Genomic DNA, 23,380 nt, shown 5'->3' with positions numbered 1-23,380 from the left:
CCCAGAGGCAGCTGAACGGTGTTCCGGCGGAACACTGTTCAGGAACGTACTGAACGGTGTTCCGCGTGTCAACGGAAGGGCCGCACCTCCCAGCCGCGACCATGGACCACTGCGCCACCGGCCCCCTGCTCCGGTGTCCACATCCCACCCGCCGACTCGCCGCCCCCCCACAGCCCGGGAACGGCGCTCCAACGGCCAGCAGAACAGGATGAACCCAGTAGCGGATGAACAGAGCGACCCCGATGCACGCGAACGGCGGCCTCGGCCCGGCTGTTCGGCCCCACTCCCTGACGAAGCGGACTGGTGCGCTCCCTCCCGCGTAATGTGCGGCGCTCCCACCACGACAACCACCGAGAGCGTTCGAATCGCGGTCAACGGAACTGATCGGGTGATCGGATGACGGAGACGCCCCATCCCGGCGAAGTCGGCTCGTCCGGGAAGCCGGTGACCATCGCCGACCTCGCGCGGCGGATCGTGGCGGAGGTGGAACCGGAGCAGGTGGACTACCTGGCACTGGTGACCGCCTCGTGGGAACGCGGCGCCCCGCCGCGCGGGTCGAGGTCGTGGACCGGTGGCACGGTTGGCTCCGGGGTGCAGCCCTGGGTGTTGGCCGACCTCGTGTACCCGTTGCTGGCCGGGACCCTCGCGCAGGTGCTGGGCGCGAGCGCGTTCGCCCGGCTCCAGCGCAGGCGGTGGTGGCGCAAGCGCGCGGTGGTGCCGTCGGCGCAGATCACCCTCACCCCGGAGCAGGTCGAACGCGCGCGGGCCGCCTGCATCGCGCACGGGATGACGCTGGGTCTGTCGGAGTCCGAGGCGACCATGCTGGCCGACGCCGTGCACGGTGCCTTGCACAGGACCGACGACGGATGACCGCACCCGTCGCGGACGGGGAACCTCGGCTGGTGCGCGCCGCCGCACCGGCCCGCCCAGGGTGGGTCCACGTGCTGGTGTGGGGGGCGTTGGCGGTGCTCGGGGCGGGCGCGGGCCAGGCGTTGTCCACCACCTTCGACCTGGGGACATCGCCGGCGCGCAAGCCTGCCTGGTGCGCAACGGGATCTCCGTGGACGGCACCGATCCGGTGGCGCTCGACCAGGCCGCGTACCGGCAGTGCATGGAGGACAACCTCCGCGTGCAGGCCACCGCCGTCCTCGCCGGTGCCGTCGCCCTGCCCGCCGCCGCGTGGCTGCTGGTGCTGCTGGGCGGCCTCGCCGAGCGGTGGCGGCTGCGGCCCGGTCGGATCACCGGGATACCCGCGGCCTCGCAGCGGTTGACCGAGCGGTTCGCCGTGCTGTGCGACAGCCAGGGCCTGACCAGGCGGGACCGGCCGCACCTGGTGCTCGCGCCGCCGGGAACCGGCGTAACGCAGGCGTTCACCACCGGTCTGCCGGGGACGCGCCCTTGGGTGGTGATCCCGCTGGCCTACGCCTACGCCGAGCCGATCGCGTTCGACGCGGTGGCCGCGCACGAGGTGGGGCACGTCCGGGCGCGCGACGTGCTGTGGGCCTCGGCCGTGTGGTGGGCGGGGTGGCTGGCCGTGCCCGCCCTGCTGCTCGCCCTGGTCCCGTTGGCGGCCGCGCCCGAGGTGGTGTGGGAGTTCTACGGCCTCTCGCTGCTCGTCTCGCTGGTCGTGGCGGTGGCGATGTTCGTGCTGCGCGCCGGGCTGCTGCGCCGCCGCGAGCTGGCCGCCGACCGCCACGCGCTGGAGGTGACCGCCGACCCGAACGCGCTGGCGCGCGTGGTCAAGCCCGCGAAGAAGCGCAGGACGGGTGTGTTCGCCATCCACCCGGCGGCCGTCGACCGGCTCGCCCTCGACGTGGACGCGCCTGATCGGGAAGGCGGCTTCGTCTTCACCGCCACGGCCGGCGTCGTGGCCATGGCCACCTACCACGCCACCTACCTCGTCCTGGGCAGCCTGCTGCCGTTCAACGGCACCGCGATCAGCTCGGCTTCGGTGGTCGCGGCCCTGCTGTGGGCCTCGGTGGTGGTGCCGTCGTGGACCAGGCAGGCGGCGTCCGACCCGTCCGGGTGGACGGGTCGGCTGGCAGGCGCGGTGGTGGGCCTGGTCGTCGGGTACTGCCTCCAACCGCCCGGTTTGAGCACCATCACCGCCCCCGGCCCGGAACGGGACCTGCTGCCGCTGCCGTCGCTGCTGCTGGTGCTGGTGCCCGGTCTGGTGGTCGCCGCCTTCGCGGTCGCCCTGCTCACCGCCGGATTGGTCGCCCGCCTCGCCGCGCACCCCGGCCACCGACGCCCAGGCGGGCTCGGTGCCGCACTCGCCGTGACGGCCGTCCTCGCCGCCGCCGTGGGCACGCTCACCGGGACCGCGACGGTCCACGTGGCGACCGGCGGCACCGCGTCGTTCCGGTCGTTCCTGGTGACCAACGGCTACGACCAGGTCTGGCGCCACACGGCGGCGCTGCTCCTCGTCGCGCTGGCGCTCGTCGTCCGACGCCCTGGACGACCAGCCGCGGTGGTGAGCGGGGTGACCGCCGTGGTCGGCGCCGTGGCGGCGGCGCTGTCCTGGCAGCTCCGCCTGGACGACCAGCTCTCCGACGCCAGGAGCGCCTTCCTGGCCTACCAGACGTGGTGGATCTGCGCGCTCGCCGGGCTGGTCGCCGCCGTGGCGGTGGTGATCGTCAATGGCGGCGCGCTGCCCGAACTGCCCTCTGGTGTCCTCTGTGGACTACTGGTCGCGGCGTCGGCCGGTGGCGCCCAGTACTTGATCCGGCGGGTCCGGCACGGCGGCGACTCGAACGTCTTCCAGGAAACCCTGCAAGCACCGGGATGGCTGCTGGTGCTGGCCCTGGTCGGCACGGCTCCGCTGACGGCTTCGCTCGTGGTCATGCTGCGACGCCGGGAACCCCGACACGGTGCGGTTCGCTGGGCCGCAGGCGGTGTCACCGCGCTGCTGGCCCTGCTGCTCGTGGCGGGTGGCCTGTCCGGCGTCACGACCGCGGAATCCGACTTCGCCCAACCCGACACCCGGTCGCAACTCGCCGAACAGGCCTCGCCCCGACCTGATCCGCCGGTGGAGGCCGAGAAGCCTTTGGACCAGGCCGCCGCCACCGCTGCCCTGGCCGACGTGCCCGGCGTGCTCCCACCCGGTGCGAGAAGCGTGCCCAACATCCCGGACGACTCGTCGTCGGTCCAGACCCCCGCCACCTGCGACGCCGCCCTTGACCGGTCGATCGCGAACGAGAAGGCCCTTCCGCGCGCCGCCGAGGTCGAGCAGCGGTTCACCTTTCCGCTGGGGGGCAGACCGGACGGCGGATCCATCTCGGTGTCGATCACCTCGTACTCGACGCCTCCGCCGGGTTTCTCCGACATCGACGCGGAGAACCAGGCGTGCGCCGATTTCAGGCAACTCGTCTCACCCGAGGAGAACCGCTACTACGACTTCCACATCACCCCGCGGCCCGCGCTCGACTTCCCCCTGGCGCGTCGGCGGTCCATCACCGGACAAGGGCAGTTGAAGGGGATCGCCACGCTCTTCGCCTTCGAGCACTACACGGCGATCTTCGGCCTGAACCGGGTGGACGTCGCCCTCGACTGGTTCCACCTCGGCACCAGTCCGCCGCAGGCTTTCCTCGACGAGGTCGAACGGCTTGTGACGAACGCGATGAACGCGATCGTCGCGAAGCTGTGACGGGAGCCGAACCCGACTGGTGGAACACCGAGGCGGGGCGAGGCCGAGCTGCGGCGCTTCGCGGACGGCCTCGACCAGATCGTGGAGTGCCCGATCGTGGCGGAGTCGTCGGGCAAGCGGATGGTGGCCGTGGAGGCCGATGACAGCACCGCTTGGTATGTCACGGTGCCCGCTGAGTGGGAGCAGGCCATTCAACTGTTGAACGCGTTGCGGTGACGGTCCGGATGAGTTCGCGGAGGAGGGCAGGTGGTGGTGTGACGTAGTGCTCTCCAGTGGCCGATCAGCAGGGCGAAGACGCGTTCGTCGGAGACGCGCAAGCAGCGCAGCAGCAGGTTGCGGGGTCTGTCCTGGGCTCGGCGGGTTCCCACTTGCGCGGGGTGCGGGGGTGTGGATGCGGGTTTTCGGGTTGAAGTGGATGGCGAAGCGACGGTCGAGCTGGTGATCGGTCCCCGCCGGGACACCGGGCGGGACGACCTCGCCGATGCCGTGGGTCGGGAGGCATGCGCGGGGAGGTGGAAGTCGCATTCCGCGCGGCGATCCGGGCGAACGGAGTCAGCGCTCCGCGAGTGAACCAGTTGCTGGTGGGCCGGCCACTGCCAGCGAGCCTGTGGTGACTGCGCAACGACACCCGGACCGACGCGACGACCGCACTCGGTCTGGTGGTGGACATGGCCGCGGAAAGGGGCCTTGCCGCGGGTTGACCGCTGGACGGCTCCGGGGCGAGTCGGGCTGGGATGGAGCCGTGCGCCTGACCATGCCGCAGGAGGTGGCCGACCTCGGCGGCGACGCGGCGAACGTTGTGCTTGCCGAAAACATCGTTCGTGCAGGTCGGGCGGCCCATGCGTAGCTCAGTGCCCAGTGCGCTGTTCTGGTGCCTTGTGGGGCGGTGACGGCAGGGCGGCGGCGTTGTTCGGCTCGCCGGAGTCGATCCGTGCCGCGTTGCTTCCTGAGCACACCGACGGGTTCGACGCCGCTTTCGATGCCGCGTTGACCGCGCCCGGCGGACTCTGCGCCTGGATCAGTTGCGGTCGACCCTGCGGGTGTGACGGCGGCTCGCGTTGCTCACCCGTGAGGACCCGGAGGCGGCCCGTCGGCTGGTGGCCACCACCGCCGAGGTTCGTCGTACGGGTGCCCCGGCCGGGTAGTGTGTCGTGGGACGAGTTGCGGGCGGAGTTGGGCTGTAGTCGCCGGTGGCCCGGACGGCGGTCAACGACGATCATGGCGTACACCCTCGATGTCGATCCTGACGCGCAGGAGCAGATCCGGGCACTTCCACCCGAGGCGCTTGTCGCGCTCGGTGAGGCATTCGAGGGCTTGACCTTGGTATCTGAGCGGGACAGCCCGCTCAACCCGGACAATCCGGATGGCGGGCTGTTCCACCTGACGTTCGGCCAGGGGCGTGGATTGATCACCTACCTGCTGCTGACCACCCAGGACCGGGTGGACGTGCTGCTGGTGACCTGGGTGTCGTTCGACCACAGCCATGGTTCCTGATCCGGTGGGCGGTCCGGTCCGGTGCGTTGAGGGGCCCGTGGGAGCAGAACTCCTCGGGGAACCGTCGCTTTGTGGTCAGCTGGTCTGGCTCCGGCGATGAAGCTGCTGGTCGTGACCTTGTGGTCCTGATCCACTCCCCGAGTGTCATCGTGACCACTTCGTGCGGCACCGAAGAGGTCACCACTGGCCAGCCTTGATCTTGACCTGGTTGGTGCGCTTACGAGGGGCGCAGAGTCACTGGCGCTGGATCCTGTGGCCCGCAGGACCTGCGGAACCGCACCTGATCATGATTGGTCGGTGGTGTTCAGCATCACTCGGAGGTCGGCCGGGTGACTTCATGGGTGAGTCGCGTCGATGCTCTGTTCGAGGGCGGGGAGGCCAACTCGCTGGCTCGGCGCACTGTTCGGTGAACGCGGCGCGTCCCCTTCGCCAGGCCTCGTGGCGGTCACTGCGCTACCGGTGAGTGGCCGGGGTGACCCTGAGCATGGCGAAGTTGCTCCGTTCGGCAGGCAACCTGATGCCTGTTGAGGCGTCATAGTCTCTCTTCGGGTCGGGAATTGATCACTAACTCGCGGAGGGTGCTCCGCGGGCGGGGGGCTTCACACATGCGATCGCGCATCCGTGCGCGGGGCTTTGCCCTGCGCACACTCGGTTGTGGAATCGTTCTCGCGATGGTGGGCGCCGGGCTGGTGCCCGTGGCCGCGGTTGCCGCGCCGCAGCCGGTTCCGGACGTGGCCGCCGACGAGGCGACCGCCAAGCGGTATGCCGCGTTGGGGGACAAGCCGGTGCGGGTGGCGTTGGCGACCTCGGAGTCGGAGGAGCTGTACGCCAACCCGGACGGCACGATGACCTACACCCAGCACGTGCAGCCGGTGCGCGCCAAACGCGACGGGGTGTGGGTGCCGATCGATCTGACGTTGGAGCACAAGCCCGACGGCACGATCGCGCCGAAGGCGGCGCCGGTGGCCATGGAGTTCTCGTCGGGGGGCGTCGGCTCGGCGCGGCGGGGGCCGGTGGCCAAGCTGGCCGACGGGGACCGCGAAGTGGGGTTCAGCTGGCCGGAGGACCTGCCCGAGCCGACGCTCTCCGAGACGACGGTGACCTACCCGGAGGTCTTTCCCGGTGTTGACCTGAAGGTCGAAGCGGGGTTGCGGGGTTTCAGCGAGGTCCTGGTGGTCAAGACGCCGCAGGCCGCCGACCACCCGGAGCTGCGCACCATCGACTTCCGGTCGCACACCGAGAACGTGCGCATCGAGGAAGTGCCGAGCGGGCTGGCGGTCAAGGACGAGGCCGGCAACACGGTGTTCGCCGGGGACGCGTCGCGGATGTGGGACTCCTCCGGTGAATCCGAGGAGGATCGGACGGACGGTCCCACCCCTGGTGACCGCCGGGCCACCATGGACGTCGAGGTCACTCCGGACACCGTCGCGGTGACCCCGGATCAGGCGTTCCTGGACGACCCGGCGACCACCTACCCGGTGCACATCGACCCGAACTACTCCTGCACCACCTGCGGCAAGGCCCACCACGTGGTCGTGCAGTCGCCGTGGCCGGACGCGCGCAACTTCGACGCCACGACCGGAATGCTCAGCGACCTCAAGGTCGGCTATGTCAACGGCGACGAGCTGCAGAGCCCGAACGGCGAGGCGGGCACCTCGCGAACCTACGTGCAGATGAACACCGGCGCGATCATCGGCAAGCACATCGAATCCGCCACCTTGAAGGCCAGGGTGATCAAGTCCTACTCCTGCTCGCCTTCGCCGACGTCTGTGCATTTGACCAATTGGGTGGACGCTAATACCACGTGGCGCAACCAGACGCCGTGGATGCGACACCTGGACACCAACAATCGTGCGAACAATCCAGGCGCGAACTGTGCCTCGGATGGCACGGCGAACTTCAACGTGATGTCGGCGATCGAGGAGGCCTCGGCCAAGGGGTGGGGAATCACCACGTTCGTGCTCGCTGCCAGCAACGAGGAAGACCTGAACCGCTCGTGGCGGCGCTTCGACCTCAACCCGTACCTGGAAGTGGTCTACAACAGCTATCCCAACCCGCCGAGTGACATGAGTATGGAAGCCTTCAGCCCCGACGGCGCGCACACACTGCCATGCCGGGTGGGAGCTAACCGAGCCTTCGTGTTCACCCGCACCCCCAAACTGAGCGCACGACTGTCCGATCCGGACCAAGGCTTTCTGGATGCCGCGTTCAAGCTCTACTCCGGAACGGAAGGGGCACTGGGCGACGAGAACCAGTTTGCGCAGTTCACGGCCATCGATATCCCGTCCAACTCGATCGGCTCCGCGTTCGTTCCTGGTGGCTACATCAAGACCGACGGCATCTACACCTGGCGTGTGTGGGCGGGTGACCGCCAGTTCCACACCTGGTCGCCGTACTGCGAGTTCGAGGTCGACACCGTCCGCCCCAACATCCCGGCGGTGTTCTCGAATGACTATCCGACCAGCGGCGTCCACGGCAGCGTGGGGCACACGGGCAACTTCACCTTCAAGGTCAACGGCAACACCGGCCGTGACGGCAGCATGGACATCGTCCGCTACACGTGGTCGCTCAACGGCGGCAGCGGGAAAGCCCACACCGTGGATGTGGCCTCGAGCGATGGCACGGTGACCGTGCCGATCACGCCGACCCGCGCGGGCACCAACGTGCTCTACGTCAACGCTCTCGACCGGGCGGGCAACAGCTCGGGTGCTCCTGCCGAGTACCGGTTCGAGGTCACCCCGCCGCTGCCAGCACTGGCTGAGTGGAAGCTGGACGAGATCTCGGGTGACACCGCGGCCGACACCGGAGCCGGGAACCGGCCGTTGACGCTGTCCGGTGGGGCGGAGTTCGCACCGGCGTATGCCGGTAACGGACTGAAGCTCAACGGGGATAGCGCTGCCGCGGCGTCAGCGTCGTCGATCGTGGACACTGCGAGGGCGTTCTCCGTCGGGGCGTGGGTCAAACTGGAGCGGACCGACGGTTACTTCACCGTGCTCAGCCAGGACGGCAACCGGGTCAGCCCGTTCTACCTGCAGTACGACCCGGCCGTGAACCGGTGGCGGATCAGCGCGACCGAACGGGATGCCGATTCCCCGCCGGCAGTCTCGATCAACTCGTTGGACGCCCCCGAGGTCGGTGCCTGGACGCATCTGCTGGCCACCTACGAGCCCAACAGCCGCAACGCCACGCTGTATGTCAACGGCAAGGCGCAGGGATCGGTGGCGATGAGCTTCTGGCAAGCTGCCGGCAGCCTGGTCGTCGGTGCCGCGCGGTGGAACGGCGCGCGCGCCAACCACTTTCCCGGCGCGGTGGACCACGTCCAGTTGTGGGACCGGGAACTCGGTGCCGACGACGCCGCGGCCGCGACCAACCTCGCCGTGCCGCGTGCCCGCTACCTGCTCGACGAGCGCTCCGGCGGCACGACACGCGAGGAGGTGTCCGGGGCCAACGCCACGTTGGCCGGTGGTGTGGCCTGGGCGGGTGCCGCGCAGTCCCAGGCCGCCAGCGAGGAGAAGTGGCTCAACTACGACGCCTCCGGCACCGGCGAGGTCACCGGAACGCTCCCGGGGAATGCGCGCACCGACCGCTCCTACACGGTCACGGCATGGGTCCGCCACGGCGAATTGGATTCCTCGGCACGCGCCGCCGTGAGTATCGGGGACACCAAGTACTCACCGTTCCTGCTCGGCTACCGACCCGAGACCGGCAAATGGGGCTTCCTGGTGTCCAAGTCGGCCACCACCGGTGACGGGTGGACGGCGCTGTCCGACAAACCCGCCACGGCAGGGGAGTGGGTGCACCTGGCGGCCACCTACGACGCCGTCACCGGAGGTATCACCTTGTACGTCAACGGTGTCAAGCAGAGCACCTTCTCCAACACCCCTGACGGCACCGGCATTCGAGGTTGGCAGGCCACCGGGCCGCTGTGGATCGGTCGCGGCATCTGGGAAGGCCGACGCTCCGATGCGTGGAAGGGCGACGTGGACGACGTGCGGATGTACTCGGGCGTGCTGACCTCGGCCGAGATCAACCTGCTGTTCGACAACACCTTCCACTACTGAGATCGCACCGGTTCGACTTCATGAGGAGCCTTGTCGTGAGCGCTGGATCGCCGTCCTGGAGAAAGCGGGCAGTGGCGTTCGGTGTCGTGCTGGTGCTGGCCGCGTCGTCCACCCAAGCCGTCGCCGCACCGGACACCGGGACCGAGCTGCCCGTGGTGCCGAAGGAAAAACCCCTGCAGGTCAACCCGATCCCGCCGCGAACGCCGCAACCGGATCCGAACGCGGGCCTGGCCATCACCGAACCCGCGAAGGTCGTTTGGCCGCGGGCGGCCCGCAGCGAGGTCGACTTCGCTGCGACCGGTGGCACCCCTGCCCAGGTCGCGGCCCGTGTGGCGGGTACCGCGGTGCGCGCGGCGGGGACTCCGGTCTCCCTGGCTGTCGCGGGGGATCAGTCCGCGCGGCGGCAGGCGGCGGTGGGCACGGTGCGTGTCGAGGTGGCCGATCCTGCGGCCACGCAGGCCGTGGCGCCTTACGGGGTGGTGTTCAGCCTCGTCGACGGCGGCAACGCGGCGAACACGCCGTTGGATGTCCATTTCGACTACGAGTCGTTCGCCGACGCATTCGGTGGTGGCTACGGCTCGCGCCTGAAGCTGACCGCGTTGCCGTCGTGCGCGCTGAGCACGCCGGACAAGCCGGAGTGCCGCACGGCTACCCCGGTTCCCGATGCTGTCAACAACACCGCGGCACGACTGCTGTCGGGTAGGGCGACACTTACCCAATCGGGCCAGCCAGCGGTTTTTGCCGTCACCGCGGCGGCTTCCGGTGAGAGCGGCACGTACAAGGCGACGTCGTTGGCTCCGGCGGGGTCGTGGAGTGCGGGTGGTTCGTCGGGTGATTTCACCTATGGCTATCCGATGCGGGTTCCGCCCGCAATCGCGGGTGCGGCGCCGTCGGTGTCGTTGGGCTATTCCTCGCAGAGCGTGGACGGGCGCACCTCGGCGACCAACAACCAGGCCACGTGGGCAGGCGATGGTTGGGACGTGTCCGCGGGTGGGTTCATCGAGCGGCAGTACAAGCCGTGCAGTCTGGACCTGGGCGGTAACAACGGTCAGACCAAGACCGGTGACCAGTGCTGGGCCACCGACAACGCCACGATCAGCCTGGCGGGTGTGTCGGGCAAGCTGATCAGGATTCCCGGTACCAACACCTGGCGGGCCCAGGCCGATGACGGCGCGCGGGTGGAGTTGCTGACCGGTGCGGCCAACGGTGACGAGGGCGATGCGGGTCGGGATGTCGGTGAGCACTGGAAGGTCACCACGACCGATGGCACGCAGTACTTCCTGGGCTTGAACCGGCTGCCTGGTTGGTCGTCGGGCAGGGACGAGACGCAGTCGGTGTGGACCACTCCGGTCTACGGCAACCACGGCGGTGAGTCGTGCAACAGGAGCACCTTCGACGCCTCGTGGTGCCAGCAGGGCTACCGGTGGAACGTGGACTACTCGGTCGACCCGAACGGCAACGTCACCACCTACTACTACGAGCGGGAGTTCAACCACTACGGCCGTAACGCGGATGCGGCCAAGGGCACGCCGTATGTTCGTGGTGGTCACCTCAAGCGCATCGAGTACGGCCTGCGCGCGGACAACCCCTACGCCCAGCCCGGTGCCAGGATCGACTTCGAGACCGCCGAGCGGTGTCTGCCCGGTGGCGCGGTGACCTGTGACCCGTCGCAGATCAAGTCCTCGCCCTCGTCGTGGCCGGACGTGCCCGCCGACCAGATCTGCAACGCGGGCGAGCAGTGCACCAACCGCAACAGCGCCTCGTTCTTCACCCGCAAGCGGTTGACCAAGGTCGTCACCCGTGTGGCCAACGGCAGTGGCGGGTTCCAGGACGTGGATTCCTGGAGCCTGGAGCACGCGTTCCTGCCCACCGGTGACGGCAACCCGCCGTCGCTGAACCTGACTGCGGTCGTCCACACCGGACTGGTCGGCACCCCGATCACGCTGCCGCCGACGAAGTTCGGCTACAGGGCGATGCCCAACCGGGTCGACGGCGTCGACACCGGCGATCCCTGGACCCGCTACCGGATCGATAGGATCACCGGCGAAGGCGGTGCCATCACCGAAATCCGGTACAGCGAGCAGGACTGCGTGCCCGGCTCGCGGATGCCCGCCTCGCCCGAGAACAACACGCTGCGCTGCTACCCGATCTGGTGGACACCCGACGGCGCACCCGAGCCGATCATGGACTGGTTCCACAAATACGTCGTCACCACCGTGGTCGACGACGAGTTCACCGGCGGCTCCAAACGCATCCCCACCTACTACGAGTACTCCGGTACCCCGGCGTGGCACTTCGACGACAACGAGTTCGCCGAGCCGAACCGGCGCACCTGGTCGCAATGGCGCGGCTACGAGACCGTGCGCACCGCCAAGGGCGGCACCGAATCCGGCGAAGGACCGCAGACGGTCACCGAGACCGTCTACCACCGCGGCATGGACGGCGACAAACAGCCCAACGGCACCCGTGAGGTGTGGGTGCGGACCAGCGAGGGCGAGCCGGTGCGCGATGCGGACCGGTTGCGCGGCTTCGTCCGGGAGACCCGCCAGTACAACAACGGCGAGATCGTCTCGGCATCGGTCAACGACCCCTACCTGCCACAGACGCCGACCGCGACCGACACTGCGGGCAACAAGGCGTTCGTCACCGGCAACGAGGCGGTGCGCGGCCGGACCAAGCTGGAGAACGGCACCTGGCGGCGCACCAAGGTCGTCAAGTCCTTCAACGCCGAGGGCATCGCCACCCAGGTCGAAGACCACGGCGACCTCGCGGTCACCGGGGACGAGAGCTGCACGCGCACCCAGTACGCCCGCAACGAAGCGGCCTGGATGCTCACCTACGCCCAGCAGGTGGAAACGGTCGTGGGTACCTGCGCCGTGACCGCCTCGCCCACCACGATCATGTCTCTGGCCCGCTCGTACTACGACGGCCAGAACTTGGGCGTGCCCCCGACCCGCGGCCTGATCACCAAGGCAGAGGCGCTGGACAAGTGGGACGCCTCCGGCCAGACCTGGGTGACCGCCTCCACCTCCAGCTACGACGCCTACGGCCGCCCGCTGGACGTGCATGACGCGATGGGGCAGAAAACCTCGACGGCCTACACACCCTCCACCGGCCCCGCGACACAGATCTCCAGCACCAACGCTCTGGGGCACACGGCAACGGAAACGGTGGACCCGGCGTGGGGCGCCTCCACCGCGTCGGTCGACGCCAACGGCAGGCGTACCGATCTGGTCCACGATGCGCTCGGACGCCTGACCGCCGTGTGGCTGCCCGGTCATGACAAGACCAAGGTCAAGGCCGACGCGGTGTTCGAGTACTACTACAACACCACCACGCCCAGCGTCGTGGTCAGCAAGAAGCTGCAGGAGAACGACCAGTACCTCACTGCGTACACGCTCTACGACGGCCTGATGCGCGAACGTCAGACCCAAACTCCGGCGGTGAGCGAGGCCGGCGGACGGCAGCTGTCCGACATCTTCTACGACTCGCGTGGCCTGCCCTACAAGACCAACGGCACTTACTGGGACAGCCAGGCCCCCGACGGCAAGCTGACCGGAACCTTCGACAACGCCGCACCCAGCCAGACGATCACCCAGTACGACGGCCTGGAACGACCTGTCAAAGCCACTTTCCGCGTGCTCTACGACGAGAAGTGGCACACCACCACCTCCTACGGAGGCGACCGCGTCCACACTGTCCCGCCCTCCGGTGCCACGGCCACGACCGTCATCAACGATGCCCAGGGCCGCACCGTGGAGAAGCGGCAGTACAAGGCGGGACTGGGCGGCGAGTACGACGCCACGAAGTACACCTACACCGCAGCGGGCCTGCTGGAGACCGTGACCGACCCGGCGGGCAACGTCTGGCGCTACGGCTACGACCTGCGCGGGCGCAAGATCAGCGCGGACGATCCGGACACCGGCCACAGCACCACCACCTACAACGCCGCGGGTCAGGTCACTAGCACCACCGACGCCGAAGGCCGCACGGTGGCCACCACCTACGACCCCCTGGGCCGCCCCAGCGCTCGCTACGAAGGCTCCCCACAGGGCACGAAGCTGGCCGACTGGGAGTACGACAGCGTCATCGGCGGCCTGGGCCTGCCCGCGATGTCACGCCGCTGGGTCGACGGCGCCGCATACACCAAGCGCACGACGAAGTACGACGCCGCCGGACGCCCCGAAGTCCAGCAGGTAAGCATCCCCTCGTCCAAGGAAGGAGTCCTGGGCACCACCTACGAGCTGGTGCAGAGGTACAACTACTCCGGCCAACCCACCACCACCCTGCGCAGAGCGGTCACCTCCGGCGGCGTGCAGATCGTCCCCTCCGAATCGGTGACCAGCGGCTACAACACCGCCAACGGTGTCCTGAACACCACCTCGGGAACCGACACCTACGTGGCCGCCACCACCTACAACGACTTCGGCGAGGTCGAACAGGAAGTCCACGGCCCCGGCCTCAAGATTCCCGGGGCGAAGAACGTCGTGGTCACCAACTCCTACGAAGTCGGCACTCGCAGGTTGTCGACCACGCGGGTGACGCGGACGGCCACCAGCGGCAACATCGTCGCCGATCGCGGCTACAGCTACGACGCGGCGGGCAACATCACCCGCATCGCCGACACCCCCGAGGGCGCGGTTCCCGACATCCAGTGCTTCGCCTACGACTACCTGCGCCGGATGACCGATGCCTGGACCCCGTCCACGGGCAAGTGCGGCGACGAGAAGTCGGCCACGGCGTTGGGCGGTGCGGCGCCGTACTGGCACTCCTGGACCTTCGACAAAACCGGCAACCGCATCACCGAGACCCAGCACGCCGCCGCGGGCGACACCGTGCGCACCACGACCTACCCGCAGCCGGGCAGCCCGCAACCGCACACCGCCCTGTCGGTGACCACAACCGGGCCCAACGGCACCGCACGGGACACCTTCGGCTACGACGCCACCGGCAACACCACCACGCGCAAAATCGGCGGGGACGAGCAGGTCCTGTCCTACGACGCCGAGGGCCGCGTGGCCAAGGTCCGCAACCCCGACGGCAAGGAATCGAGCTACCTCTACGACGCCGACGGCGAGCGCCTGATCAGCCGGGAACCCTCGGCCACGACGCTGTACGTGTTCGGTCAGGAGATCCGCCTGGAGACCGGCACCTCCACCCCGACCTGGACCCGCCAGTACACCCACGGCGGCAGGGTCGTGGCGGTGCGCAACAGCGTCACCGGCCTGAAGTGGGTGCTGCCCGACCACCAGGGCACCAACCTGGCCACCGTCTCCGCTACGACGATGGAGGTCACCCATCGCCGCCAGACCCCCTTCGGTGGGGCGCGTGGTGGGCTGCCCGCCACGTGGCCGGACCGGTTGGGTTTCGTCGGTGGCCGCAACGACGAGTCCGGGCTGACCCGTGTGGGCGCGAGGTTGTACGACGCGGGTTCGGGACGGTTCCTGTCGGTGGATCCGATCATCGACAACAACGATCCGCAACAGCTCAACGGCTACGCCTACAGCAACAACAGCCCCGTCACCTTCAGCGACCCCACCGGTCTGCGCAGTTGTGGTCCGGATGGTGTGTTGTGCGGTCGTTACATCAAAGCCATCCACGGCAGCCAAGACCAGTTCAACAAGGAGCGGGAGACTTTTACACGGCGGGCGCGGGTGGCGCAGTTCGTGCAGTCGCAGGCTGATGAGGGGGCGCGGAAGGCGCGGCGGGCCGCGGGGATCAGTGACGAGGAGTACGCCAGGGCGTTGGCGGATGCCCACAAGACGAAGTGGGATGTGATCAAGGAGGTCGCCTGGGAGGCGGTCAAGGACATCTCCGGGTGGAACGACATCGTCGATTGTTTCACCAAGGGTGACATCTGGGCCTGCGGCGGCATGATCGCCGGCCTGGTGCCGTGGGGGAAGATCGGCAAGGTCCTGGAGGCCGGTTACAAGGCGGTCAAGGCGGTCGCGTCGTTGGCGTCGATCGTGGAGAAGGCGCGGGGTGTCCTGCGTCGGGTCGACTCGGTCACCGCCGAAGCACAGCGGGTGGCCAACGAGTCGTTCGCCAAGCTCGGCAATGCCGGTGAGAGTTGTGCGCTGCACAGTTTCGTGGGCTCGACGCGTGTGCTGATGGCCGACGGCTCGACCAAACCGATCGCCGAGGTCGATGTCGGCGACAAGGTCAAGGCCACCGACCCGACCACGGGTGAGACGAGTGATCGCGAGGTCGTGGGCACCATCGTCCACTCCGACGAAGGTGACATGACCCGCCTGACGGTGCGCGCCGAGGACGGCACCACCGGCAGCGTCGACGCCACCTCCTGGCACCCAGTCTGGAGCGACAGCGAAAAACGCTTCATCGACATCGGCGATCTGGAGCTTCGTCAGTACCTGACCGCTGTTGATGGCACTTCACCGCAGGTTCTCGATGTTGAACGCTATGTGTACTTCGAGCCGGTATACGATATTACTGTTGACAGCGTTCATACCTACTATGTAGTCCTCGGCGCCACTTCGGCTCTGGTGCACAATTGTGCCGCTAGCGCCCCTACGCACAAGACGCTACCTAGCAGGAACGCTGCTTTTCGCGAAGCTAAGCGTGATCTCGGAATTCCAATGGGGCGACAACCGGTCGAAGTTAATAAAGTTCCCATGACGGATCGTAACGGTTCTCAAGTAATGGATGGCAACGGGCGTCGAGTGATGACTCGCGAATACACTTTCGAACAGGATGGTGGCAATCTGGTGATAATTCAAGATCACTCATATGGGCATAGATTCGGCGAAGGTGGAGTCGGTGATCAGGGGGCACATCTCAATGTTCGGCCGCATGAAAACCCGCGGACTGGTAAGATTCCGGGCACTGCTCAACACTACGAGTACTAGCAGGCGTCATGGGCTGGACTGATATCGTGTCGGATGCGCAAGGCGTTATTGCGGTTTACCATGGGCAACCGCCAGACTTGCGGCGAGTACGTGTTCATGAGGTGTCGGTCAGCAGAGAGGGGCCTGCCTTTCGACTTAGGATAGATCTGCCGAGCTATCCTGAATTGCCGCCAGCGAAATGGATTCGCAGTGGTTTTAACACCGTGCAAATTGAATTGTTGTTCGGCGGTGTCGAGAGTGTTTTGATTGATGGCATATCGACGAATGTAATTGCGGACATTGATGTCCGAGTTGACAGGGGGGTGCGTCTGGAGTTGACTTCTCCCTCGATGCGCGTCGTGGTATCCGCAATTTCGGCGCACGTTCTCAAGGTGGGCGCTTACCTGAATGGTGAGCCTTTCTCGTCCTAATTATCCCGGATCTTTCATGAGGTTGGCGGCCTCGCTGCTGTTGCGGGTTCTCCTTTCGGTGTTCGGGATGGTCGAGGTGGCCCGTTGTCGGACTGGGTTGCCGCCGGGTTCCACTGCCCGGTGGTGGGTGCTGATCGCTCGTAGGGGGTGCGTCAAACGAGCGACTCTGGCCTGTAGTCGTGGGGACGTTGGGTGTCTGTCAGGGGAGGAGGATGCGGTGGCGGAGATCGAATCTGGCGCGTTCGTGATTTGATCGATGAATCCGGAAATGCGCACGGATGTCACACCTGCAATGCCACGACCCCTGGCACTAAAAACGGAGACCGGATTCCGGACCATCAGCCGCCGTCTAGCCTCGTGACTCCTGGATCTCCGCAGACGGCGTATCCTCAGTGCCTGTCCTGCGCTAGATGGCAGGGTGGGGTCGTCTCGCAACTTTCACAAGGAAAGAGTAAAAAGGGGTGGTAGCTAATAGTCCCGTGGTCGCGTTCCTGACAAAAATCGAGCATGGATGCCTGATCTTGCGGGATGTGGGAAGTGACGATGACGTCAGCGACTGAGACCCGGCGTTCAGCAGTTGGCATCGAGAGGGCAGTTCACTCATTTTTGGTGTTCAGGCCAGTGTCGACGGTCCTGTTGAATGCGAAGTATGGAAGTCGGCTTCGCCTGTAGCGCTTCCGGTGAACCTCTTTGAAGCGTCACTTCCATGTCCATCCGGATGGCTTGTATTGCGCGACCCGAACGAATATATCCGAATGCAATTTGCGGGATTCCGTGGATCTGTGGCCTGCTCGGTGATGGTGGATGACCCGCAGTTCCGTCAAAGGTTCAAATTTTCCTGAAAGGGGAAGTTGTCGTGGGATAGATCGTGACTGGGGTTTCTGACCCGGTCGGCGGTCCAGGACCTAGAGAGTCCATGGAGCGAGAGATGGAGGAAAAGGAGGACCCGTGCAAGATCGACGACATCTTGAAAGTCGCCCTCACCTTAAACCATTTCAAACACGGACGACTCACCTGAACTCGCCGAAATCACGTCAATGACGAGTCCGGGCTGACCCGTGTGGGTGCGCGGTTGTACGACGCGGGTTCGGGGCGGTTCCTGTCGGTGGATCCGATCATCGACAACAACGATCCGCAGCAGCTCAACGGCTATGCCTACAGCAACAACAGCCCCGTCACCTTCAGCGACCCCACCGGGTTGCGCAGTTGTGGTCCGGACGGGGTGCTGTGTGGCTGGCCGAACTCCTCGATCAAGGGCCCCAACCACAAGGCGGAGAAGGAGACCTTCACGCGGCGGGCGCGGGTGGCGCAGTTCGTGCAGTCGCAGGCTGATGAGGGTGCGCGGAAGGCGCGGCGGGCCGCGGGGATCAGTGATGAGGAGTACGCCAGGGCGTTGGCGGATGCCCACAAGACGAAGTGGGATGTGATCAAGGAGGTCGCCTGGGAGGCGGTCAAGGACATCTCCGGGTGGAACGACATCGTCGATTGTTTCACCAAGGGTGACATCTGGGCCTGCGGCGGCATGATCGCCGGCCTGGTGCCATGGGGCAAGATCGGCAAGGTTCTGGAGGCCGGTTACAAGGCGGTCAAGGCCGTCTCGTCACTGGCCTCGATCGTGGAGAAGGCACGGGGCGTCCTACGCCGAGTCGACTCGATCACCGACGAAGCGCAACGGGTTGCCAACGAGGCGGGTGCCAAGCTCGGTGATGCCGGTGAGAGTTGTGCGCTGCACAGTTTCGTGGGCTCGACCCGCGTGCTGATGGCCGACGGCTCGACCAAACCGATCTCCGAGGTCGACATCGGCGACAAGGTCAAGGCCACCGACCCGGCCACGGGTGAGACGACTGATCGCGAGGTCGTGGGCACCATCGTCCACTCCGACGAAGGTGACATGACCCGCCTGACCGTGCGCGCCGAGGACGGCACCACCGGCAGCGTCGACGCCACCTCCTGGCACCCGGTCTGGAGCGAAGCGCAGGATAGCTTCGTCGACATCGGAGGTCTCCGACCTGGACAGGTTCTGACTTCGACAAACGATTCGGTTCCTACTGTTGCGGAGGTTCGGCGTTATACGAACTTTGAGTCGGTCCATGATCTGACTGTCGAAGGGGCTCACACCTACTATGTGCTAGTAGGAGCCACTCCGATCCTAGTGCACAACTGTGGTAGGGCCGGTTTGGATTTCACCGATGCTGAGAGGCAAAAGGTCTATGATGCTAACGCTGCAAAGAATGGTGGCGAGTGCAGGTGTGACTACTGCGGACAGAAAGTGGAACGACGCGGATCGCGAGACGTCAACGGAAATCCCGTTCAGGGGAGGCCTGACGATGCTCAGATTGATCACGTAGAGCCGAGGGCCAGTGGTGGGCACGGTGGCGCACATAATGGTGCCGTGGCTTGTCGCAGATGCAATAGGGATAAGTCCACGAAAACCATGGAGGAGTGGGACGATGAACTCAGAGACTTCCTCGATCTCTAGTGGCGGTGCGTCAGCATCGGAAGTGAAGCCCGAGAGATTGTACAAAGTAGCCTTCGATCTTCCTGATGAGACTGCCGACTGGGCCCGTGCTTCCTCGGAAAGACTCTGGGCGGGGAAAACGTCCGTGCAAATGGAGGTTCAGGTTCGGAACACTCCCTTCTACGTGAAGGGAGTTGCCTTCGGGGATATTGTGCGAGTCAGGGCCGATCATGAGCGCCGGGAACTCGTGTTCGAAGAATTTGTGTCGGAGGGCGGCCATTCGACGGTCCGGGTAGTCATCAGAGATGACAACGTGCGAAGCATAGTCGACGACATACTTCGCAGCTTCGAGTGTTCCTGGGAGGTTGATGCGACAGGATATCTGTGGGCAATTGACGTACCGCCGGAGGTTGATTATGTGCCCATGAGGGCCGCTCTCCTCCGTATCGTCAATGAGGGGAGAATCGGGATGGAGGAAGGTGTCCTTGCGCGTATTCGACGTGATGAACTCGGACTGCTCGGTTTTGATTGCTGATCAGGCTGGGGAAAGCCCCGAAAAATTCCTGCATTGAGCAATGCTTCAGACGTCGTGCGCACTTCCGTAGTCTGGCCTTTGCTCGAGTGGATTGTGAACCGCTGCATGTAGCTTGAGGTGTGGTGGGTTGCCCGCCATGTGGCCGGACCGGTTGGGTTTCGTCGGTGGTCGCAATGACGAGTCGGGGCTGACCCGTGTGGGCGCGCGGTTGTACGACGCGGGTTCGGGACGGTTCCTGTCGGCGGATCCGATCATCGACGACAACGATCCGCAGCAGCTCAACGGCTACGCCTACAGCAACAACAGTCCCGTCACTTTCAGTGACCCCACCGGGTTGCGCAGTTGTGGTCCGGATGGTGTGTTGTGCGGTCGTTACATCGAGGCGATCCACGGTAGTCGGGAGCAGTTCAACAAGGAGAAGGAGACCTTCACGCGGCGGGCGCGGGTGGCGCAGTTCGTGCAGTCGCAGGCCGATGAGGGGGCGCGCAAGGCGCGGCGGGCCGCGGGGATCAGTGACGAGGAGTACGCCAGGGCGTTGGCGGATGCCCACAAGACCAAGTGGGACGTGATCAAGGAGGTCACCTGGGAGGCGGTCAAGGACATCTCCGGGTGGAACGACATCGTCGATTGTTTCACCAAGGGTGACATCTGGGCCTGCGGCGGCATGATCGCCGGCCTGGTGCCATGGGGCAAGATCGGCAAAGTCCTCGAAGCCGGCTACAAAGCCATCAAGGCCGTCTCGTCACTGGCCTCGATCGTGGAGAAGGCACGGGGCGTCCTGCGCCGAGTCGACTCGATCACCGACGAAGCGCAGCGGGTGGCCAACGAGTCGGGTGCCAAGCTCGGCAATGCCGGGGAAAGTTGCATGGCCGCAGGGCACAGCTTCGTGGGCTCGACCCGCGTGCTGATGGCCGACGGCACGACCAAACCGATCGCCGAAGTCGACGTCGGGGACAAGGTCAAGGCCACCGACCCGGCTACCGGGCAGACGACTGATCGCGAGGTCGTGGGCACCATCGTCCACTCCGACGAAGGCGACGCCCTAATTGAGCTGACGGTCACCGCGCAGGACGGCTCGCGGGGCACCGTAGAGGGAACTTCCTGGCACCCCGTGTGGCTCGCCGAGGAACGGCGGTTCGTTACCCTTGGGGACCTCGAGCCGGGTCAACACCTAGCTGCAGTCGACCGCACGTCACCGATTGTCACCACTGTCGAACCCCGCACCCACTGGGCGCTGGTCTACGACCTCACCGTGGCCGACGCCCACACGTACTATGTGCTCGCCGGTAGCACCTCGGTGCTGGTCCACAACTGCGGTGAAGGCTTGCCAGCAGGAGTGGCCAACCTCAAAGACGGCGCGTACATGGCGACCAGTGACGCCATGGACACGGCTGCTGAGTTCGTCGGGCCGGGATACCGTGACATGGGCGGAGGTCGTTTCTTGAGTAGTGACGGGCTTCGCCAGGTTCGGCTTACGGATGCGGATCTCGCGCACCCGCGGCAGAACCCCCACATTAACTTCGAAACCTATAGCAGCCCGATCGGGCCTGGGGTTCGTGGCGGCAAGCCAGTTAGCAACATCCACATTTTTCTACCTGAGGAGTCAGGATGGCATCGTCCGTAGACCCTGCCGAAGAGCGTTCCCGGTCGGTGGTACCCGTCGAGGTCGAGGTCACCGCATACGACCCCATGCTCGGTGTCAGTACCTGGTGGAACGAAGACACCGTTCTTCGAGTGGAAGTGTGGGATTCGCCCGAGAAAACGGTGGTTATCTCTGGGAATCCGGCCGGCCTCGTGTCCCTCGCCAGGCACCTGCTCACCCTCGCCCAAGAATCGGTTCCGGACGGGCGTCACTTCGACTTCGACACCTATTGCGGATGGCTAGAGGAGGGGTCAGTCGCTATTCGTGTGGAAGTGGACAAGAGGTAAGGGTGCGGCGCTCCATCTGAAGGAACGAGGTGCCACAGCGAGTTGTTGCTCGGTGTGGCCTCAAAGGCTATCCCTGCCGTCCCGGCTCTCACCGACCGGGCGACGACGTGCCGGAGATGGCGCATCGCCGCCCGGTTGGAAGGTCAAGCTCCGGCATCTCAACTGTTCTCGATCCCTGGGGTTCGTGCCTGCAATAGTGACCTCACCAAGAGGTTCAATGATGAGGCGGTAGGCAACTTTGGTTATGACGCCACCAGCGACACCACCTCGTGCAGGATCGGCGGGGGCGAGCAAGTCCTGTCCTACGACGCCGAGAGGGGCAAGGCTTGCAACCTCGACGCAGGGAGTCGACCTACCTTGGGGCAGAATGACATCGTCGACTGTTTCACCCCAACGGTGACATCTGGGCCTGTGGCGGCATGATCGCCGGTCTGGTGCCCTGGGGCAAGATCGGCAAGATCGGCAAGGTCCTCCAAGCCGGTTACAAGGCGGTCGCGTCGTTGGTGTCGATCGTGGAGAAAGCACGGTGCGTCCTGCGCCGAGTCGACTCGATTACCGATGAAGCGCAGCGGGTGGCCAACGAGGCGGGTGCCAAGCTCGGCGGCGCCGGGGAAAGTTGCATGGCCGCAGGGCACAGCTTCGTGGGCTCGACGCGTGTGCTAATGGCCGACGGCACCACCAAACCAATCGCCGAGGTGGATATCGGCGACAAGGTCAAAGCCACCGACCCCGCCACCGGGCGGACCGCCGACCGTGAGGTCACCGCCACCTTCGTTCACGACAATGAAGGCGACGCCCTGGTCAAGCTGACGGTCACCGCGCAGGACGGCTCGCGGGGCACAGTGGAGGGAACTTCCTGGCACCCCGTGTGGCTCGCCGAGGAACGGCGGTTCGCCGACCTCGGGGACCTAGAGCCGGGGCAACATCTAGCCGCAGCCGACCACACGTCACCGGTCATCACTACCATCGAACCCGGCGTCGACCCGGCACTGGTCCACGACCTCACCGTGGCCAACGCCCACACGTACTATGTGTTGGCGGGCGAGACTCCCGTGCTCGTGCATAACTCCGGAGGCTGCCCCGACCTGGATGCGCTTTCGCAGAGTGGAATGCGTCCAGCAAAGGGGAAGACGACCCATGCAGGACGTGAATACCAGAAGCATATGAGCCGAGGCGATCTTTCTGTGGTTCACGGTAAGGATTTGAAGGTTGTCGGGCAGGATTTGTTGGACGACATTCTGACCAATCCGCAAACCGTTACATCGACTGTCAATTCGGGTAACTTCGCGGGCGGAATGCGGTATATCATGCCGGACCCTGCTGGTGGACGTGGGATCGGTGCGACCTTCGACGCAAATGGACAATTTCAATACTTCGGGCGGTACTAGGCATGTTGGTAATCGAGCCGTGGAATGCAAAGGCGCGCGGCGGCGCTACTCTAGATGACTTTCGGAGTGCGATCGCGGGGGCGCCTGTGGCTGCGGTCCGCTACGTAGTTCCGCAGGGAGGAACCTGGCCCGAAGGGCATAGAGAGGATCGTGCTCATGAAGTCGATATGGCCGTTGAGCTGGTCATGAGTACCGGGGCTACACTGTCCCTGTCCTGGGCGATGGATGGCCTCAATGAAGGGGTGGCGATCGAACTCAGGGAACCTGAAGAGTCGGACGTCGACTTGCCTAGGGATACTGTCGACGTAAGCGGCCATGTTGATTGGGAAATGTTTCTGGGGGCGCATATTGTAGAAATCAGTCCTGCTTGGCACATTCCCAACGAAGGTTGTCCTGAAATGCCGTGGGCATATCGCCTTGGATTCTCCAATGAGTCAAGCCTGGTTATAGCTCTAGGTGTCGCTAAGGGGAGAGGGTTCGCGTATATGCCCGACGAGTTGATCGTGTTCTTCGACGAGGGTCTCGCAGCCTCCTATATGATCCCAGTGAGTGATACTTCTTCGCGCGGGTAGGTTGAACCGACTCAGGGGGTT

At 65.7% G+C, this 23,380-nt stretch carries 12 protein-coding genes; all 12 read left to right on the top strand.

Translation table 11 applies throughout. The annotated features are described in order from the left end of the window. The first annotated feature begins 396 nt into the window (after nt 1-396). The 12 genes from JOF41_RS17715 (at nt 397) to JOF41_RS17660 (ending at nt 23,359) form a co-directional block, all read left to right on the top strand. Nucleotides 397-870, top strand: coding sequence for a hypothetical protein (locus JOF41_RS17715; protein ID WP_209620419.1), 474 nt, complete (start codon nt 397-399; stop codon nt 868-870). Nucleotides 871-1,042: 172 nt separating this feature from the next. Then, nucleotides 1,043-3,646 carry a M48 family metalloprotease gene (locus JOF41_RS17710; protein ID WP_209620403.1) on the top strand — a complete coding sequence of 868 codons (2,604 nt, stop codon included), beginning with the start codon at nt 1,043-1,045 and terminating at the stop codon, nt 3,644-3,646. A gap of 1,218 nt (nt 3,647-4,864) precedes the next feature. Further along, entirely contained in the window at nt 4,865-5,140 is a 276-nt protein-coding gene (locus JOF41_RS17705) for a hypothetical protein (protein ID WP_209620399.1), read from the top strand. Between the two features lie 605 nt (nt 5,141-5,745). Continuing rightward, the gene (locus JOF41_RS17700) at nt 5,746-9,201 is read left to right on the top strand and encodes a LamG-like jellyroll fold domain-containing protein (RefSeq protein ID WP_209620396.1); all 3,456 of its coding nucleotides are present in this window, start codon (nt 5,746-5,748) and stop codon (nt 9,199-9,201) included. Nucleotides 9,202-9,236: 35 nt separating this feature from the next. Beyond that, the gene (locus JOF41_RS38305; protein WP_209620392.1) at nt 9,237-16,067 is read left to right on the top strand and encodes an HNH/endonuclease VII fold putative polymorphic toxin; all 6,831 of its coding nucleotides are present in this window, start codon (nt 9,237-9,239) and stop codon (nt 16,065-16,067) included. 8 nt (nt 16,068-16,075) lie between these two features. After that, nucleotides 16,076-16,477 carry an Imm50 family immunity protein gene (locus JOF41_RS17690; protein ID WP_209620390.1) on the top strand — a complete coding sequence of 134 codons (402 nt, stop codon included), beginning with the start codon at nt 16,076-16,078 and terminating at the stop codon, nt 16,475-16,477. Nucleotides 16,478-17,537: 1,060 nt separating this feature from the next. Beyond that, nucleotides 17,538-18,956, top strand: a complete 1,419-nt coding sequence (locus JOF41_RS37830) for an RHS repeat-associated core domain-containing protein (RefSeq protein WP_372448484.1) — start codon at nt 17,538-17,540, stop codon at nt 18,954-18,956. Then, nucleotides 18,928-19,470 (top strand): DUF4265 domain-containing protein, encoded by a 543-nt coding sequence (locus JOF41_RS17680; protein WP_209620383.1) that lies wholly within the window; start codon nt 18,928-18,930, stop codon nt 19,468-19,470. Before JOF41_RS37830 ends, JOF41_RS17680 begins: the two co-directional genes overlap by 29 nt. Before the next feature lie 136 nt (nt 19,471-19,606). After that, nucleotides 19,607-21,094 carry an RHS repeat-associated core domain-containing protein gene (locus JOF41_RS17675; RefSeq protein WP_244991259.1) on the top strand — a complete coding sequence of 496 codons (1,488 nt, stop codon included), beginning with the start codon at nt 19,607-19,609 and terminating at the stop codon, nt 21,092-21,094. Further along, complete coding sequence (locus JOF41_RS17670) at nt 21,079-21,399, top strand: Imm32 family immunity protein (RefSeq protein WP_209620377.1); 321 nt, start codon at nt 21,079-21,081, stop codon at nt 21,397-21,399. The genes JOF41_RS17675 and JOF41_RS17670 overlap by 16 nt, the downstream gene beginning before the upstream one ends. Nucleotides 21,400-21,818: 419 nt before the next feature. Further along, nucleotides 21,819-22,787, top strand: a complete 969-nt coding sequence (locus tag JOF41_RS17665) for a polymorphic toxin-type HINT domain-containing protein (protein WP_209620374.1) — start codon at nt 21,819-21,821, stop codon at nt 22,785-22,787. A gap of 167 nt (nt 22,788-22,954) precedes the next feature. Further along, a complete protein-coding gene (locus tag JOF41_RS17660) occupies nt 22,955-23,359 on the top strand; it encodes a hypothetical protein (protein ID WP_209620372.1) in 405 nt (134 codons plus the stop codon). The last annotated feature ends 21 nt before the right edge of the window (nt 23,360-23,380 follow it).

The organism is Saccharothrix coeruleofusca (assembly GCF_017876325.1).
GTDB classification, from domain to species: domain Bacteria; phylum Actinomycetota; class Actinomycetes; order Mycobacteriales; family Pseudonocardiaceae; genus Actinosynnema; species Actinosynnema coeruleofuscum.
The sequence above is the reverse complement of the archived record's forward strand: the minus strand, read 5'-3'. Positions and strand labels throughout refer to the sequence as shown.

Excerpts from the sequence above, each read along its gene's own strand:
- JOF41_RS17715 (WP_209620419.1), top strand. The coding sequence starts at position 397 with ATGACGGAGACGCCCCATCCCGGCGAAGTCGGCTCGTCCGGGAAGCCG.
- JOF41_RS17705 (WP_209620399.1), top strand. The coding sequence starts at position 4,865 with ATGGCGTACACCCTCGATGTCGATCCTGACGCGCAGGAGCAGATCCGG.
- JOF41_RS17700 (WP_209620396.1), top strand. The coding sequence starts at position 5,746 with ATGCGATCGCGCATCCGTGCGCGGGGCTTTGCCCTGCGCACACTCGGT.
- JOF41_RS17690 (WP_209620390.1), top strand. The coding sequence starts at position 16,076 with ATGGGCTGGACTGATATCGTGTCGGATGCGCAAGGCGTTATTGCGGTT.
- JOF41_RS17680 (WP_209620383.1), top strand. The coding sequence starts at position 18,928 with ATGAACTCAGAGACTTCCTCGATCTCTAGTGGCGGTGCGTCAGCATCG.
- JOF41_RS17675 (WP_244991259.1), top strand. The coding sequence starts at position 19,607 with ATGTGGCCGGACCGGTTGGGTTTCGTCGGTGGTCGCAATGACGAGTCG.
- JOF41_RS17670 (WP_209620377.1), top strand. The coding sequence starts at position 21,079 with ATGGCATCGTCCGTAGACCCTGCCGAAGAGCGTTCCCGGTCGGTGGTA.
- JOF41_RS17665 (WP_209620374.1), top strand. The coding sequence starts at position 21,819 with ATGATCGCCGGTCTGGTGCCCTGGGGCAAGATCGGCAAGATCGGCAAG.
- JOF41_RS17660 (WP_209620372.1), top strand. The coding sequence starts at position 22,955 with ATGGCCGTTGAGCTGGTCATGAGTACCGGGGCTACACTGTCCCTGTCC.